17 protein-coding genes are annotated in these 14,926 nt (G+C 59.6%); 9 read left to right on the forward strand and 8 right to left on the reverse strand.

Annotated elements, in window-relative coordinates; all coding sequences use genetic code 11:
* The first annotated feature begins 42 nt into the window (after positions 1 to 42).
* From glgX to RYC17_RS01550, 5 genes are read left to right on the forward strand one after another with little or no spacing between them, the layout of a single operon-like run.
* Positions 43 to 2,226 carry a glycogen debranching protein GlgX gene (gene glgX / locus RYC17_RS01530; RefSeq protein WP_058402272.1) on the forward strand — a complete coding sequence of 728 codons (2,184 nt, stop codon included), beginning with the start codon at positions 43 to 45 and terminating at the stop codon, positions 2,224 to 2,226.
* The gene (locus RYC17_RS01535; RefSeq protein WP_316902329.1) at positions 2,223 to 3,236 is read left to right on the forward strand and encodes an acyl-CoA dehydrogenase; all 1,014 of its coding nucleotides are present in this window, start codon (positions 2,223 to 2,225) and stop codon (positions 3,234 to 3,236) included. Before glgX ends, RYC17_RS01535 begins: the two co-directional genes overlap by 4 nt.
* Before the next feature lie 13 nt (positions 3,237 to 3,249).
* A complete protein-coding gene (locus RYC17_RS01540) occupies positions 3,250 to 4,023 on the forward strand; it encodes a PIG-L deacetylase family protein (RefSeq protein ID WP_058408156.1) in 774 nt (257 codons plus the stop codon).
* On the forward strand, positions 4,020 to 4,646 hold the full coding sequence (locus RYC17_RS01545) for an SAM-dependent methyltransferase (RefSeq protein ID WP_058402269.1): 627 nt from the start codon (positions 4,020 to 4,022) through the stop codon (positions 4,644 to 4,646). The genes RYC17_RS01540 and RYC17_RS01545 overlap by 4 nt, the downstream gene beginning before the upstream one ends.
* Complete coding sequence (locus tag RYC17_RS01550) at positions 4,615 to 5,268, forward strand: glycosyltransferase (protein WP_316902331.1); 654 nt, start codon at positions 4,615 to 4,617, stop codon at positions 5,266 to 5,268. The genes RYC17_RS01545 and RYC17_RS01550 overlap by 32 nt, the downstream gene beginning before the upstream one ends.
* A 7-nt stretch (positions 5,269 to 5,275) precedes the next feature.
* Here the strand turns inward: RYC17_RS01550 and RYC17_RS01555 are convergent, their stop codons facing one another.
* The 4 genes from RYC17_RS01555 to pcaD all read right to left on the reverse strand — a co-directional run bounded on the left by RYC17_RS01555 (position 5,276) and on the right by pcaD (position 9,189).
* Entirely contained in the window at positions 5,276 to 6,316 is a 1,041-nt protein-coding gene (locus RYC17_RS01555; protein ID WP_058408215.1) for an alpha/beta hydrolase family protein, read from the reverse strand.
* A 359-nt stretch (positions 6,317 to 6,675) separates the two neighbouring features.
* The gene (locus RYC17_RS01560; protein WP_058408158.1) at positions 6,676 to 7,284 is read right to left on the reverse strand and encodes an FMN-dependent NADH-azoreductase; all 609 of its coding nucleotides are present in this window, start codon (positions 7,282 to 7,284) and stop codon (positions 6,676 to 6,678) included.
* Between the two features lie 74 nt (positions 7,285 to 7,358).
* On the reverse strand, positions 7,359 to 8,318 hold the full coding sequence (locus RYC17_RS01565; protein ID WP_058408159.1) for a LysR substrate-binding domain-containing protein: 960 nt from the start codon (positions 8,316 to 8,318) through the stop codon (positions 7,359 to 7,361).
* A gap of 79 nt (positions 8,319 to 8,397) precedes the next feature.
* A complete protein-coding gene (gene pcaD / locus RYC17_RS01570; protein ID WP_058408160.1) occupies positions 8,398 to 9,189 on the reverse strand; it encodes a 3-oxoadipate enol-lactonase in 792 nt (263 codons plus the stop codon).
* A 126-nt stretch (positions 9,190 to 9,315) separates the two neighbouring features.
* On the opposite strand from pcaD, the gene RYC17_RS01575 reads away from it, so the two are divergent.
* Positions 9,316 to 9,669, forward strand: a complete 354-nt coding sequence (locus RYC17_RS01575; RefSeq protein WP_230016341.1) for an MmcQ/YjbR family DNA-binding protein — start codon at positions 9,316 to 9,318, stop codon at positions 9,667 to 9,669.
* Here the strand turns inward: RYC17_RS01575 and RYC17_RS01580 are convergent.
* Positions 9,664 to 10,098, reverse strand: coding sequence for a DUF1294 domain-containing protein (locus RYC17_RS01580; protein WP_058408162.1), 435 nt, complete (start codon positions 10,096 to 10,098; stop codon positions 9,664 to 9,666). The genes RYC17_RS01575 and RYC17_RS01580 overlap by 6 nt on opposite strands.
* Positions 10,095 to 10,925: an undecaprenyl-diphosphate phosphatase gene (locus RYC17_RS01585; RefSeq protein ID WP_230016342.1), complete on the reverse strand. Its 831-nt coding sequence runs from the start codon at positions 10,923 to 10,925 to the stop codon at positions 10,095 to 10,097. The genes RYC17_RS01580 and RYC17_RS01585 overlap by 4 nt, the downstream gene beginning before the upstream one ends.
* Positions 10,926 to 11,176: 251 nt before the next feature.
* Between RYC17_RS01585 and pnuC the strand changes: the two genes are divergently transcribed.
* Both pnuC and RYC17_RS01595 read left to right on the forward strand, forming a co-directional pair.
* Positions 11,177 to 11,740 carry a nicotinamide riboside transporter PnuC gene (gene pnuC, locus RYC17_RS01590; protein WP_058402265.1) on the forward strand — a complete coding sequence of 188 codons (564 nt, stop codon included), beginning with the start codon at positions 11,177 to 11,179 and terminating at the stop codon, positions 11,738 to 11,740.
* Positions 11,737 to 12,270, forward strand: a complete 534-nt coding sequence (locus RYC17_RS01595; protein ID WP_316902336.1) for an AAA family ATPase — start codon at positions 11,737 to 11,739, stop codon at positions 12,268 to 12,270. Before pnuC ends, RYC17_RS01595 begins: the two co-directional genes overlap by 4 nt.
* On the opposite strand, the gene RYC17_RS01600 is transcribed toward RYC17_RS01595, so the two are convergent.
* Positions 12,258 to 13,583: a sigma-54 dependent transcriptional regulator gene (locus RYC17_RS01600; RefSeq protein WP_316902338.1), complete on the reverse strand. Its 1,326-nt coding sequence runs from the start codon at positions 13,581 to 13,583 to the stop codon at positions 12,258 to 12,260. The two genes, RYC17_RS01595 and RYC17_RS01600, sit on opposite strands and share 13 nt — an antisense overlap.
* Positions 13,584 to 13,911: 328 nt before the next feature.
* On the opposite strand from RYC17_RS01600, the gene RYC17_RS01605 reads away from it, so the two are divergent.
* Positions 13,912 to 14,178, forward strand: coding sequence for a hypothetical protein (locus RYC17_RS01605; RefSeq protein WP_003315350.1), 267 nt, complete (start codon positions 13,912 to 13,914; stop codon positions 14,176 to 14,178).
* A 95-nt stretch (positions 14,179 to 14,273) separates the two neighbouring features.
* Here the strand turns inward: RYC17_RS01605 and RYC17_RS01610 are convergent, their stop codons facing one another.
* A complete protein-coding gene (locus tag RYC17_RS01610) occupies positions 14,274 to 14,861 on the reverse strand; it encodes a vWA domain-containing protein (protein WP_058402262.1) in 588 nt (195 codons plus the stop codon).
* Between the last annotated feature and the right edge of the window lie 65 nt (positions 14,862 to 14,926).

Consider the following 14,926-nt stretch of genomic DNA (forward strand, 5'->3'; position numbering starts at 1 on the left):
GCCTTGGCCGCTCAGAAAATCATTCGACGTCAGGAAGTCATCATGAATACGAAGTCCACTACAACGGCAGAAGATAATTCAGCCCCGCAAGACAATCCAGGCAGCACCCCGTCTCGCATTCGTGAAGGACTTCCCTTTCCTCTCGGCGCTAGCTGGGACGGCCTGGGTGTCAACTTTGCCCTGTTTTCGGCCAACGCAACCAAAGTAGAGTTGTGTCTGTTTGACTCGACCGGTGAAATCGAACTGGAACGCATCGAACTTCCGGAATACACCGATGAGACGTATCACGGCTACCTGCCCGATGCACACCCGGGCCTGATCTATGGCTATCGCGTCTACGGCCCTTATGACCCTAAAAACGGTCATCGCTTCAACCACAACAAACTGTTGATCGACCCGTATGCCAAGCAACTGGTCGGCGAATTGAAGTGGTCTGAAGCATTGTTCGGTTACACCATTGGTCATCCTGACGGCGACCTGAGCTTCGATGAACGTGACAGCGCGCCCTTTGTACCGAAGAGCAAGGTAATCGACGAGGCTTACACCTGGGGCCGCGATCAGCGCGTCGGTACGCCTTGGGACAAGACCATTTTTTATGAAACCCACGTGCGCGGCATCACCATGCGCCACCCGGAAGTTGCCGAAGAGCTGCGCGGCACGTTTGCCGGTCTGGGATCAGCTCCCGTTGTCGACCACATCCGCAAGCTGGGTGTGACTTCCGTCGAGCTGCTGCCGATCCACGCCTTCGTCAACGACCAGCATCTGCTGCAAAAAGGAATGACCAACTACTGGGGTTACAACAGTATTGCGTTCTTTGCGCCAGACCCGCGTTATCTGGCGAGCGGCAAGATTGCCGAATTCAAGGAAATGGTTGCACACCTACACCATGCCGGGCTGGAGGTCATCCTCGATGTGGTCTACAACCACACGGCCGAAGGCAACGAGCTAGGCCCTACCCTGTCCATGCGCGGTATCGACAACGCCTCTTATTACAGGCTAATGCCGGACGACAAGCGCTATTACATCAACGACTCAGGCACCGGCAACACCCTTGACCTGAGCCATCCGTGTGTACTGCAGATGGTTACTGACTCCCTGCGTTACTGGGCTTCGGAAATGCACGTCGACGGGTTCCGCTTCGACCTGGCAACCATTCTGGGTCGCTACCACGACGGTTTCGACGAGCGCCACAGCTTCCTCGTCGCTTGCCGTCAGGACCCGGTGCTGCGTCAGGTCAAACTGGTCGCAGAGCCTTGGGACTGTGGCCCTGGTGGCTATCAGGTCGGCGGCTTCCCGCCGGGCTGGATGGAGTGGAACGACAAGTTCCGTGACACCGTACGTGCCTTCTGGAAAGGCGACGAAGGCCAACTGGCAGACTTCGCGGCACGCATGACTGCCTCCGGCAATATGTTCAACCAGCGCGGTCGGCGTCCGCAGGCATCGGTGAACTTCATCACCGCGCACGACGGCTTCACGCTGCACGACCTGGTGTCGTACAACGACAAGCACAACGAAGCCAACGACGAAAACAACCAGGACGGCAGCAACAACAACCTGTCCTGGAACCACGGCGTTGAAGGCCCGACCGAAGATCCGGAAATCAACACCCTGCGTCTGCGTCAGATGCGTAACTTCTTCGCTACTTTGCTGCTGGCACAAGGTACTCCGATGATCGTCGCCGGTGACGAGTTCGCCCGTACACAGCACGGCAATAACAATGCCTACTGTCAGGACAGCGAAATTGGCTGGATCAACTGGGATCTGGACGAGGACGGCGCAGCGCTGCTCAAGTTCGTGACCCGCGTGATCAAGCTCCGTCAGACCTACCCGATCCTGCGTCGCAGCCGCTTCCTGGTAGGCGATTACAATGAAGAAATCGGCGTCAAGGACGTGACCTGGCTTGCGCCGGATGGCAACGAGATGAGTGTCGAGCAATGGCACGATGCCAATGGCCGTTGCCTGGGCATGTTGATGGATGGTCGCGCACAGGAAACCGGTATCCGTCGTCCAGGTGCCGACGCCACGCTGCTGCTGGTCGTCAACGCGCACCACGACGGGGTCAATTTCACCCTGCCGGAAGTGCCTGAAGGCACCCATTACGAGTGCCTGATCGACACCAATCAGGATGATGCACGCAGCAAGGAGCACTTTGCGTTCGGTTCGCAATATACCGTCACGCCGCGCTCGCTGCTGCTGTTCGAACTGAAGCGCGAAGACCAGCAATGATCGATGCCTTGAGTGAGTTTCTCGACTGGCGCAAGCACGGTTATGCCGATACGCGCGCGCTGGGCGAGTGCTTGCAGGCATTGGTCAACGAAGGTCTGGATCAGCTCCCCCTGCCTGCCAGCGGTCAGACACTTGAGCGCTGGCGGGCGCTGGCCTGCATTGCAGGCCACGACCTGGGGTTGTGCAAGTTGTACGAGGGGCATACCGACGCCTTGGCGATCATGGCGGAACTGGGTGCCCCGCCCCCCGAACAATTCAGCACCTGGGGCATGTGGGCGGCAGAGCCGCCGCAGGCACGGGTGAATATCAGCGGTACTGGCGATTCACTTCGTTTGAATGGCCGAAAAGCTTGGTGTTCCGGGGCTACGGCCTTGAGCCATGCATTGATCACCACATGGGATGAAGAGCATCGCCAGCAACTGGTGGCGGTGCGTCTCGACCAGCCCGGCGTGCATATGACCAGTGATGGCTGGCGCGCAGTGGGCATGGGCGCTACCGGTAGCGTCGAAGTGGTCTTCGTGGACGCTGCCGGGCAAGCGATCGGAGCGCCGGGCGGCTATCTGGAACGGCCCGGCTTCTGGCAGGGCGGCATCGGCATCGCGGCCTGTTGGTATGGTGCCTCACGTGCCATCGCTCAGCGCTTACTGGCACAGGTCGGCAAACGCGAAGAGCCGCACGCTCTTGCGCACCTGGGTGCTGTGGATGTCGCGCTGCACGCAGCAATCGATGTACTGCGTGCCGCCGCTGCGCATCTGGATCAGGCCCCGGCTGAAAATGCCGAGGTGCTTGCCAGACGTTGCCGTGCCTACGTCGAGCAAGCTGCGGAGCTGGTCATTCAGCATGTGGGCCGCGCGGTAGGTGCCGGTCCTTACTGCAAGGACCCGCACTTCGCTCGACTGATCACCGACCTGCCGGTTTTTCTGCGTCAGAGTCATGCCGAGCAAGACCTTGCTGCTCTGGGTCAATTGACGGGTAAACGGCTGCCAGCTGTACGCACGTGGTCACTATGAGAGCGTATCTATCATGAGCGAAGGCTTTGTAGTCAGCGACGACGAGTCTGGCCAGGGCACGCCTCTGGCTGCCTGGAACGCCTCCGGCAAGCTGCGCAGCGTGCCGGCGATTACCGCTGACCTGCTGGTGCCGAACAATTGCAGGGCAGTCATCATCGCCCCGCACCCGGACGATGAAGTGCTGGCATGCGGCGGCTTGATGAGCCAGTTAGCACAACTGGAACGCAATCTGTTGTTGATCTCGGTCACTGACGGCACCGCCAGCCATCCGGGCTCCACGCTATGGCCTGTCGAGCGACTGTCTGCAACCCGGCCCCGGGAAAGCGCCGAAGCCTTGAATCGTCTCGATATTCCCCTCGAGCGTCTTGAGTGGCTGCGCTGCGGCTTGCAGGATGGGGCTGTGGCCGAATCCGAAGATCAGCTGACAGAGTTTCTTGAACGTCATCTGGGCCCTGCCGACGTGGTGTTCGCCACTTGGGCAGAAGATGGTCATGGCGACCACGAAGCCGTTGGCCGTGCCAGTGCAAGAGCCTGTGCGTCTACCGGAGCGCAGCTTTGCGAAGTACCGATCTGGGCCTGGCACTGGGCTGACCCTGAAGACGAGCGGCTGCCATGGGACCGCGCACGCAAGTTGCTGTTGGACCCGGCGACCCTTGCCCGTAAACGCAATGCCGCTCAGGCCTTCGCCAGTCAAGTGCAGGGTGACCCGGCCATCGGTCTTGCGCCCGTTCTGCCAGCCGTTGTTCTGGAAAGACTGCTGCAACCGTTTGAAGTGGTATTCGTATGAGCGTCGAAGACCGCTATTTCGATGAGCTGTTTCGCAACAACGATGACCCGTGGGCGTTCAAGCAACGCTGGTATGAGCGGCGCAAGCGTGCGCTGACACTGGCGGCCCTGCCCCGTGAACGGTATCGCTCGATATTCGAGCCCGGCTGCGCCAACGGCGAACTCAGTGCCGACCTTGCCGGGCGCTGTGACGCACTGGTGTGCGGCGACACGTCAAACCTGGCGGTGGAACTGGCACGCCAGCGTCTGGCAGGACTGCCCCATGTGCGCGTGTTGCAGGCCCGTTTGCCACAGCAGTGGCCGCAGGGACAATTTGATCTGATCGTCTTCAGCGAGCTGGGTTACTACCTGGACGTCGATGACCTGCACCGCCTGATCGACTGCATTCTATCCTCGCTTTCACCCGATGGTCAGTTGCTCGCCTGTCACTGGCGCCCTGATATCGAGGGCTGCCCGCTGAACGCACAGGCTGTACACGACATCCTTGCCGAACGCTTGACCATGCACCGTCTTTTCAGTCATCACGAACAGGATTTCCTGCTGGACCTGTGGAGTCGTGATGGAACCTCCGTAGCAGAACAGGAATTCTCCGATGATCGGCATTCTGATCCCGGTGCACAATGAAGAGCAGCTACTCGATTTGTGCCTCGAAACGATAAAGCAGGCGGCTGAACACCCGGATCTCAAGGGTGAGCGAGTAGAGGTGCTGGTGGTTCTAGACAGTTGCACCGACAGCTCGGCAGACATCGCGCGAGCGCATGGGGTGATGGCCCTTGAGGTCTCGGCCCGCAACGTCGGGCAGGCACGCGCCGAAGGAGCAGCGTTTCTCCTCGACCGAGGTGCGCGCTGGCTGGCGTGCACCGATGGCGACAGCACCGTGGCGAATGACTGGCTTGCCGAGCAACTGGCACTGGATGCCGATGCGGTATGCGGGACCGTCATGCCCGGCGATTGGAACAAGGATATCTCCGCGGCTGCGCAGGCGGCTTACCTCAAGCATTACCAGCACCGGGACGGCCATCGGCAAATTCATGGTGCCAACCTGGGCGTGAGCTCAATTGCCTATATCAGTGCAGGCGGGTTTCCGGCACTGGCCTGTCACGAAGACGTGCATCTGGTTCGCCAGCTGGAGCTTATCGGCGCGCGGATCGCCTGGAGCTGCCGCCCGCGGGTCACGACCAGTACCCGCCTGGACTCAAAAGCCAGAGGCGGGTTTGGCGACTTTCTGAGTTCGCTGAACGCCTGAAAAGCGCTTATTCGTGATGCGCTGTCTGCATACCTGAATGGTCAGGGTCGGCAGAATTGAGCGCCGTGCTGAAGAAGCGCACAGCTTCTGCGCTCAGGTTGCGGTGAATGTCTTCGCGGTCCACTCCGTCAGGGTCGTTGCACAGTAACGGTGCGTTCGAGCGCTGTTCGTCACTGCACGGTGCCATAAAGACAAAGTGCCCTGCCCCCGCCAACAATTTATAGTCCGGGGCCTGCGGCAGTTTGCGCGCCAGCGCTTCGGCATTGCGGTCGATGGCCAGCAACTGGTCGTCATCCCCGGCATACATCAGCACCGGCACATGCACGTCGCCAAGCGTGTGACGGCCGAACATCAGGCTCAACGGGGCCATCAGCATCAGCGCACCGACCCTGGGGTCAGCCTGGGCATGCAGGTCATCGCGATCGGCGACCAGCTCCCCTTGAGTCTTGCAGGCGTCACGGTCTGTGGGACGTTCGAGGCAATACTGGCGCAGGCGCTGTAGATCAGGCTGCGCGCCCGCAAGAATAAGCGCAGTTTCGCCACCGGCCGAATAGCCGATCACGCCCACCTGACGAGCATTGAGATAAGGGGCCAGCATGGGATCAAGCAAGGCCGTGCTGATCGCTTCGGAAATCTGCAGCGGGCGACCATACAGGTTACTCAGGCTGCCCAGCCGACTGTGATCACGATCATTGTCGCCAGGATGAACCACAGCAACCACCACAAACCCTTGGCGCGCCAATGATGTGGCCAGGTCATGCAACGCCAGCGGTGTACCGGTATTGCCATGGGACAGCAGCAGCAACGGGAACCGGCCCATTGCAATCGGCGCATCTTCGCCGGCCTCGACGCGATAGCCGTGCAGGGTGCTCCACTGCTCACTGGCGGTCGACGGGTAAAACGCGATGGCCTGCACCGGCTGTGAATCCAGCGGGTCGGGGAAACTCAGCTCGTGATAGCCCGCGCTCCAGACGTCATCAGCCTGAGCGTGAACCGCAATCAGGCTGTCGAGCAAGCAAACCAGCATCACTGCACAAAGACGTACCATCGAAAGGCCCAACCTTTGCAAATCCGGAGGCTCGCCCGGATAGTCCATTCAGCGCTTGTGTCGAGCATCGTGCTCCAGCGCGCCGTTCTCACTCAGATGAGAGTGTGTAAAACAGAAATAGTGCACAAGCCGGGCCATAAACCGCCCGCTTTTTTCAGCAATCGTGAAAAGCACCACAAAACCGCAAACACAGTGCCGCGAAGATGCAGTTTAGTCCTTGAATAGCCCGCTTACCTGTAAGGAAGCTGTCAAGGTTGAGTACGCTCAAAACTGCATGCAGTTGTGCGCGCACAAAAAAACTCCACAGCCCGGCGCACACTGCTGCGCGGGTTGTGGAGTTTTGTGCAGACCGTTACCGATCAGGCGGCGAACAGCTCGCTCTCGATATGTTGCTGCGCGGCCGTCATGGCGTTGGCACGCGGTTCTTCACCATAGGCCAGGCCGTGCGCACGAACAAATTGCAGGTCAGTGATGCCGACAAAAGCGAATAGCGCCTTGAGCAGCTCTTCATGGCCAACGCCGGTTGGCTGCCCGACGTGCAGGCCACCGGAAGTGGAAACGATAATAACCTTCTTGCCGCCACACAGGCCTTCAGGGCCGGCTTCGGAATAGCGGAAAGTGCGGCCGGCAACCATGATCCGGTCAAACCAGGCTTTTAGCTGGGACGGGATAGTGAAGTTGTACATCGGCGCACCGATCACCAGCACGTCGGCGGCGAGAAACTGCTGCAAGGTGGCTTCGTTAGTGTCGACTTCCTGTTGCTGGGCCGCATCGCGGGCTTCTACAGGGGTACCCGCTGCGGCAAGACTGGCAGCAGAGAAATGCCCGAGGGCTTCGCTGGCGAGGTCGCGGTAGGTTACCTGGCTGTCGGCATGCGAGCGCTGATAGGCCTGAACGACCTCATGGGTCAACTGACGCGAAGCGGAATGATCGCCGAGGATGCTGGAATCGAGGTGCAATAAATTCATAACGTAGCTCCTTAAAGAAAATCGCCACTTAGCGATCAAGTGGCGAGCATCCTATCCTTGATCGCAATAGATGATTAGTGGTCTTGAATGCGACTGTTCGTTCTATGAAGAGAACAATAAAGCGAGTCGGGGCTGAGGCTCAGCTCTTTAAAGGATGTCTCAAACACATCCAGCAGCCCTCTGACCGCGGGAAGCAGCCCACGGCGCGAAGCAAACACGGCGTGCACGATGCCGCACTTTGGCCGATGCTGACTGAACAGTTCGACCAGACGTCCGTCCTGCAAGGCTTCGCGGACAATCAATTCAGGCAATTGCGCCACCCCAACGCCCTGCAGGGCGGCCTGCAGCATCATGTCCAGATCCGAGCTGATCAGCCTCGGCGTGTGGCGAATTTCAGCATAGTTGCCGGGAGTCGTTTCCAGCAGCCAGCGATGCTCATGGTTGGAAGACGGCGTGTCGAGGCTGGGCAGTGTCGATAGCGCCTCAAGTGTAGGTGTTGCGGACAGCCTGGCAGCCAGATCAGGGCGTGCGACCAGACGTTGAGCGCTGTGCCCGAGCAGCTTGACCACCAGCCCGTCGTCTTCCAGCGGCGGGAAGCGCACACGCAACGCAATATCGATGTTCTCCGTCAGCGGGTCGACACGGCGGTTGGTACTTTCGACCTGCACCTGAACCTTCGGATGATCGGCCGCGAACCGGGCAATGGTCTCGTTGAAGCCCATCGCCGCCAGTGCCGGAGGACAGCTGATCGCCACCCTGCCCTGCGGCTCGGATTTGGAACGCAGAATAGCCTCTTCGGCAGCCTCGGCTTCGACCAGCATTGCCACGCAGTGAGCGTAGTAATCGCGGCCGCTCTCGGTCACCGCGAACGTACGCGTCGAGCGGTGAATCAGCCGTACACCCAGGCGCTCTTCCAGCCCGGCAATACGACGGCTGAGCTTGGACTTGGGGATTCCCAGTTTACGGCTTGCGGGCGCAAAGCCGAGGCATTCGACCACCTGGACGAAATAAAACAGATCATTGAGATCAAACACCCGGCCACCTCGCTTTCAGAGCCGCGAGTATGCAGCGCCCTGGCAAGCCTCTCAATACCGGGTTTCAGATCCCGCCAGCTCACTCGGCTGTCAGAAATGCCAGCACTGGCACCGTGAATGACTCCCCGGCCTCGACACTGGACAAATGAGCCGCGTGCAATTCGATCATCTGCGAACCTTTAATGCGCTCGACCATAAAACGCCCATCCGCTGGAGTGGTTACCGCATCTTCAGTGCCGCAGACGACCAATACCGGCAGCTGGATGGAGGCAATGTGCTCACGGAAATCGGCATCACGCACGGCAGCGCAGTTAGCGGCGTACCCCTGTGGCGATGTGCGGGCCAGCATACCGACAACCGTGTCGACCACAGCAGGCTCGGCGTGCGCAAATGAAGGCGTAAACCAGCGCGCGACAGAAGCATCACGCAACGCAATCATGGCTGACTGCCCGTCACGCAGAACGGTTTCAATGCGAGGGTTCCAGATATCGGGGTTGCCGATTCTGGCTGCCGTGTTGCACAGCACAACCTTGCGCAGGCGCTGCGGCGCATTGATGGCGAGCCACTGACCGATCAGGCCGCCCATGGACAAGCCACAGAAAAAAGCCGTGTCTATGTGCAGCGCATCCAGCAACGCCAATACGTCGCGACCATTCTGCTCGATGCTGTAACTGCCCTCGCTGACCAGCGATTTGCCATGCCCGCGCGTGTCGTAGCGCAACACCTGAAAATGACGAATGAACGCGGGAATCTGGTTGTCCCACATATGCAGATCAGTGCCCAGCGAGTTGGACAACACCAGCACCGGCGCACCGGCCGGGCCTTCGAGCAGGTAGTTCAGTTCACCATCGGCGAGTTGCACGGCAGACATTCGAGACTCCGGAGAAGGACAAACCTGCACACTAATGAGTGTCGCAGCAGCATACAATCCGCTGATCGAATATCCGTGCGGCTATCGAACAGCTTACCGCTCGACGCCTCATTGAAGGAGCATTCCGTGAACAAGCGTTACAAAGAAGACATCGCCCGGTTCTGCCTGGACTTGCCGGGCGCCCGAGAGGATTACAAATGGGGCGGTGTGCGTGTGTTTTCCGTTGCCGAAAAAAAGATGTTTGCGGTCATGGACCTGGTCGGCCAGGACCTTTCGTTCAAGGTCCATCCGGAATTGTTTCTGGGTTACGTGGATCGGCCCGGCATAAGGCCTGCGCCTTATCTGGCCCGCGCGCACTGGATAAGCGTGGCAGACCTACACACACTGAGTGACGATGAAGTGCGCGATCTGCTGACGCGCTCCCACCAACTGGTGGTCGGCAGGCTACCGAAACGACAGCAGATCGGCTTGAAACTATAAAGGCGACAGCTGCAAAAGCCGCTTGCCCAGAAACAGCCAGTCAAGCCACAGCGCCTGATGCGCCAGCACGATCAGCCAGAACACGACCTGAAAAGGCACCTTGCGGGTCTTGTGCCGAAACACCTGCTGCGCCAGCAATGCTCCGGGCCAGCCACCGAGCAGTTCGGTGGCATGCAGGACATTCTCCGGCGTGCGCTGACCGCCGTTTCCGGCCTGTCGCTTGTCATGCCGATAGAGCACAAACGCCAGCAGGCTCATGACTATCAAGGCGAGCGCCGGGATCAACGTGACCTGCCTGAACCCCAGCGACGCAGAGCCGTAAACCGGTAGCGCACACAGCAGCAGGAACGCCAGCACCTTCAGGCGCAACTGCCGGACCGGTGCCCTGCCCCGGCCAGCTGGCCGCTGCGTTTCGCGGTCGCGTGTCATGCCTTGGCCGATGCCCAGTCGATCCAGCCAAACTGCCAGGTCGCCAGAATCAGCAGGCCGAAGGCGATGCGATACCAGGCGAACACTGCATAGCTATGAGTAGCGATGAACTTGAGCAGCGCGCGAACAGCAATCATCGCGAAGATGAACGAGGTAATGAAACCGATGGCAAACACCGCGAAGTCGTCCGGGCGAAACATGTCCCGGTATTTGTAGCCCGAGTACACGGCTGCACCGACCATGGTCGGCATGGCCAGGAAGAACGAGAATTCGGTCGCTGCCTTGCGTGACAGACCGAACAGCAGCCCGCCAATAATGGTCGAGCCAGAGCGCGATGTGCCGGGGATCATCGCCAGACACTGCACCAGCCCGACTTTCAGCGCATCGCTCCAGGTCATGTCATCGACGGTTTCGGTAAGCACGGTGTGCTCGCGGCGCTCGGCCCAGAGCATGATCACACCGCCCACGACCAGCGCCGTTGCCACAGTGATGGCATTGAACAGGTAATGGTGGATCATGTCGGCAAAGATCACACCCAGTACCACGGCAGGCATGAAGGCGATCAGCAGGTTAAGGGTGAAACGCTGCGCTTGCTGTTGCTTGGGCAAGCCTGTGACAACGTCGAGAATCTTGCGCCGAAACTCCCAGACCACCGCCAGAATCGCACCCAGCTGGATGATGATATTGAAGGCCATGGCGCGCTCGCCGCCAAAATCGATCAGATCGGCGACGATGATCTGATGCCCTGTACTGGAGATCGGCAAGAACTCCGTCAACCCCTCTACAACACCCAATATCAACGCCTGAGCAGCGGTCCAAAGATCCATCATTCCCCCATGAAGCGATGCCGCAGGCTCGCTGTTTAATGTTGTCGTATAAAAAATGCTTGCCACTATGCCGTCGCATGCCTGAACGAAGCTTGAAGAAAGTCGCGCAAATGCAAGGCGCCGAATGCTAGCAGACCTCCACGCACAAAGCCTGCTGACGTGCAGCCTGACGCAACACAAGCTCCACGCCGCGCGCAGAAGCGCATACAATCGCCGCCCCCGACCCTCACAACCCTCACCAAGGAGCCGCCATGTCCGGGCTTGAACTCTTCGCTGCCGCCATCGGCGTTATCGCGGTCTGGCTGACAGTGAAGCAGAATCCCTGGTGCTGGCCAATCGGGCTGGTGATGGTGGTGATCTACATCTGGATATTCTTCGACGTGAAGCTGTATTCAGACATGCTGCTGCAGGTCATCTATGCAGGCTTGCAAATCTACGGCTGGCTGCAGTGGACTCGCCATGGCGACGGCCTGCCGGTCAAGGCTGTCACTGTGATGCCGAGCCATTCAGTGCTTAAAGGGCTGGCTGTAGGCGCAGTCATCAGCCTTGCGCTGGGCGCTGGCATGGCGCATTTCACCGACGCCGCACAGCCCTGGCTCGACGCAGCACTGACGGGTTTCAGCCTGGTCGCACAAGTGTGGATGGCACACAAGCGCGTTCAGTGCTGGCCGCTGTGGATTGTGCTGGATGTGATTTTTGTCGGCCTGTTCATCTACAAAGAGCTGTACCTGACCGCTGCACTCTATGCGCTGTTTACCCTGCTGGCCGTGCAGGGCTGGCGCGAGTGGCGTAACGATCTGGCGCTGGCGCGATGAAAGTCCTGGTCCTGACCGGCCCCGAGTCCAGCGGCAAGAGCTGGCTGTCGGCCGAAATACAAAATCGGTTCGGCGGCGTACTGGTCGGCGAATATGTACGTCATTTCATCGATCAACAGGGGCGCGATACCGACTACGCCGATATACCGGCCATTGCTCGCGGCCAGCTGAACTGGGAGGATGCCGGTCGCGCCAGCGAGCCGCACTTGCTGATACTCGACACACACTTGCTGAGCAATGTGCTCTGGAGCCGCACCCTGTTCGGCGACTGTCCGGCGTGGATCGAACAGCAACTGCTGAGCCGCTCCTACGACCTGCACCTGCTGCTATCACCCGAGGGCGTGGACTGGATCAGCGACGGGCAACGCTGCCAGCCGCAGTTATGCGAACGCCAGGCCTTCTTCGACAGCAGCCGGGAATGGCTGGACCACCATCGGCAGGCCTATAAAGTGCTGGGCGGTGACTGGCCGCAGCGCCGCGAACAGGCGATGGCGGCTGTCTCGCAACTGCTGGGGGCTCAGCGGATCTGATGTTTGTGTAACAGCCGATAGAAGGTCGGTCGCGATATGCCCAGGACTCTGGCCGCCACACTCAGATTGTCACTGTGGCGGGTCAATACATCGCACAATGCCTGACGCTCGGCACGCGATTTATATTCCTCCAGCGTGCCCATACTGCCAGCACTGTCTTCTTCGCCCAGCAAGCCCAGGTTTGCCGCTTCTATCTGCCTGCCTTCGGCCAGCAGCAGCCCGCGCCGTACCCGACCGGCCAGCTCCCGCACATTACCCGGCCAGTCGTGCTTGCCCAGCGCCACCAGAGCATCCTGGCTGAAACTGCGTGCTCGCCTGCCGCTGTCCTGACTGTAAAAATGGGCGAAATGATTGGCCAGCAACGCCAGATCGCCATGACGCTCACGCAACGGCGCCACCCCGACCTGCAGCACATTGAGCTGGTAATACAGGTCTTCACGAAAGCGCTTTTTCCGCACAGCCGTTTCAAGATCCTCACGGGTCGCGGCCAGCACCCGCACATCCACTGCAATTGACTCACCGCCGCCCAGGCGCTCGATTTGCCGGTCTTCCAGAAAGCGCAACAGCGACATCTGGGTTTCCAGCGGCAGATCGCCAACCTCGTCAAGCAGCAGCGTGCCGCCGTCAGCAGCTTCAAGCAGCCCGACCCTGTGCGCCTGAGCACCGTCAAACGCAGCGCTTTCATGGCCAAACAGCTCGGTCTGGATCGAATGCCCGCTGAACGCAGCGCAATCCACGACAACAAAGGGCTTGCCGCGTCGCTGAGACTGTACATGCAGGCTGCGTGCGATCAGCTCTTTGCCCGTACCTCGCTCGCCCCGAATCAATACAGGTGAATCGATAGGTGCCAGCCGGCTCAGCAGCTTGCGTAGCTCACGAATGGGCCGACTGTCGCCCAGCAGCTCGGGCTCGGCCTCGGAAAGCACCAGCCCACCTTGCACTTCGGGACGACCTGCCGCTAACGCTCTGTCCAGCGCGCCATGCAACCGCGCTGCATCGAAAGGAAGGGTGTGAAAATCGAAAAACCACTGGCAAACGAAATCGCCGACTTTTTCGCATTGCAGATCGTTGGCTGACAGCACTGCAACCCAACGCATGTTGCTGTGGGCGACAAGCTCCTGAAGCCTGGGCAGTTGTTCGAAATGACCGGGCGTCAGGCGAATCAGGCCCACGTCATGATCGGCATTGAAGGTAGAACCTGAGGTGCTTTCCTGCACCGTCCATCCGGCATCACTCAAAGCAGGAATCAGAAGATGACAGTCGTCACCGCCGTCGATGATCAACAGACGTCGCGTTGGGGCCGATCCATGCATGAAGTTTCCTTGGCGCCCGACGTGGAGTGGGATTTTTAAAAGCTTTTCATAAACAGCATGTTGGCGAGCCCAACTATCACCCTAGCAAATTTTTGACGCAGCGTTGTACCGTTTGGGTCTAACGCTCATAACCCTCTGTCACTAACGCCCTTAGCCGCTGAAGGATGTTCATTTGCAAGGTCACGCGGGCGAGCGTTGAAAAAAAATCGCATATTTTTCTTTGAAGGGTGTGACTCATGCCCCCTTGTCGTTCATCAACACAAGTAACCAGCCGGACGGTCAGCCCGCCGCCGTGACTGAATTGATATGGGCACTTGAGGAAAAAAACATGAACGCCCCACTGCGCTTCAACGATGCACTTCTGATCGCTGGACACGCTTTTGAACCCTTCCAGTGTGTTGCCTGGGCACCACAGGACGGTAACGGCGAACTGAGCCTGACGGTGATCGACCGCACCAGCAACCGTATCGGTCGCAAGCAGATCCCGAGCAGCACCTATTCAGACAAGCGGCAACTGGCCAGCGCTCTGGAACAGGCCCGTGCTGAAATCAGCAACGAAGGCTATGACCTTGAGCCTTGGACCATGCCAGCCTGATGCAGGGTTGGGCGTTGCTCGTGCACTGCAACTGACTGCCGTGCCAATGCTTCAGCGCATTGGCACGCAGTTGCAGAACTGCCAGACCAGATGGCTCAAACCGGTTTCAGCTCATCGATGTGCTGATAATCAGCCCCCAGGCTGGACGCCAGTTCCCGCGCCCTGCCCAGGCGGATCGGGCCTTTCTCGATATCGATCAACACACTCGCACAGTTGAACGCAGGCAGGACGGGTAACTGCTTGATCCTGCCATCGGTCAGCACCAGAACCCGCTGCTGCTCGGCCGGATATCGTTTTTGCCGCTGCGCCAGCCATTCACTGGCCTGCTGGAGCGCCGCTGACAGTGGCGTGCCGCCGCCCGCTCCCAGTGCATCCAGCCATGGACTCAATGCCGATGACGCTTTCAGGCCCTGATGTTGCCAGCGTGGCGTATTACCGCTGGCGGTCAGTAAGGCAAGACGCGCGCGGCGTCTATACGCATCGTCGAACAATTGCGACAACAGCCCCTTGGCCTGACTCAACGCCTGATGGCGTCGCGTAGAAGCTGAAGCATCGACAATCACCAGCAATAACTCACTGGGACGGCTGCTGCGCGGCTGGCGAATCAGGTCCTTGCGGCTTTTCGGCTGACCGCGCAACAGCGTGGGCAACCATTGCACCGAGCCATCAGCACCGGCACGCATAGCCCCTTGTCTGCCAGCGGCCAGTCGACCAGGACGGGGAACGGCATCCGCCCCCTGTGCGATAC

The organism is Pseudomonas syringae group sp. J248-6 (genome assembly GCF_032586995.1).
In the GTDB taxonomy this organism is placed as follows: Bacteria; Pseudomonadota; Gammaproteobacteria; order Pseudomonadales; family Pseudomonadaceae; genus Aquipseudomonas; species Aquipseudomonas amygdali.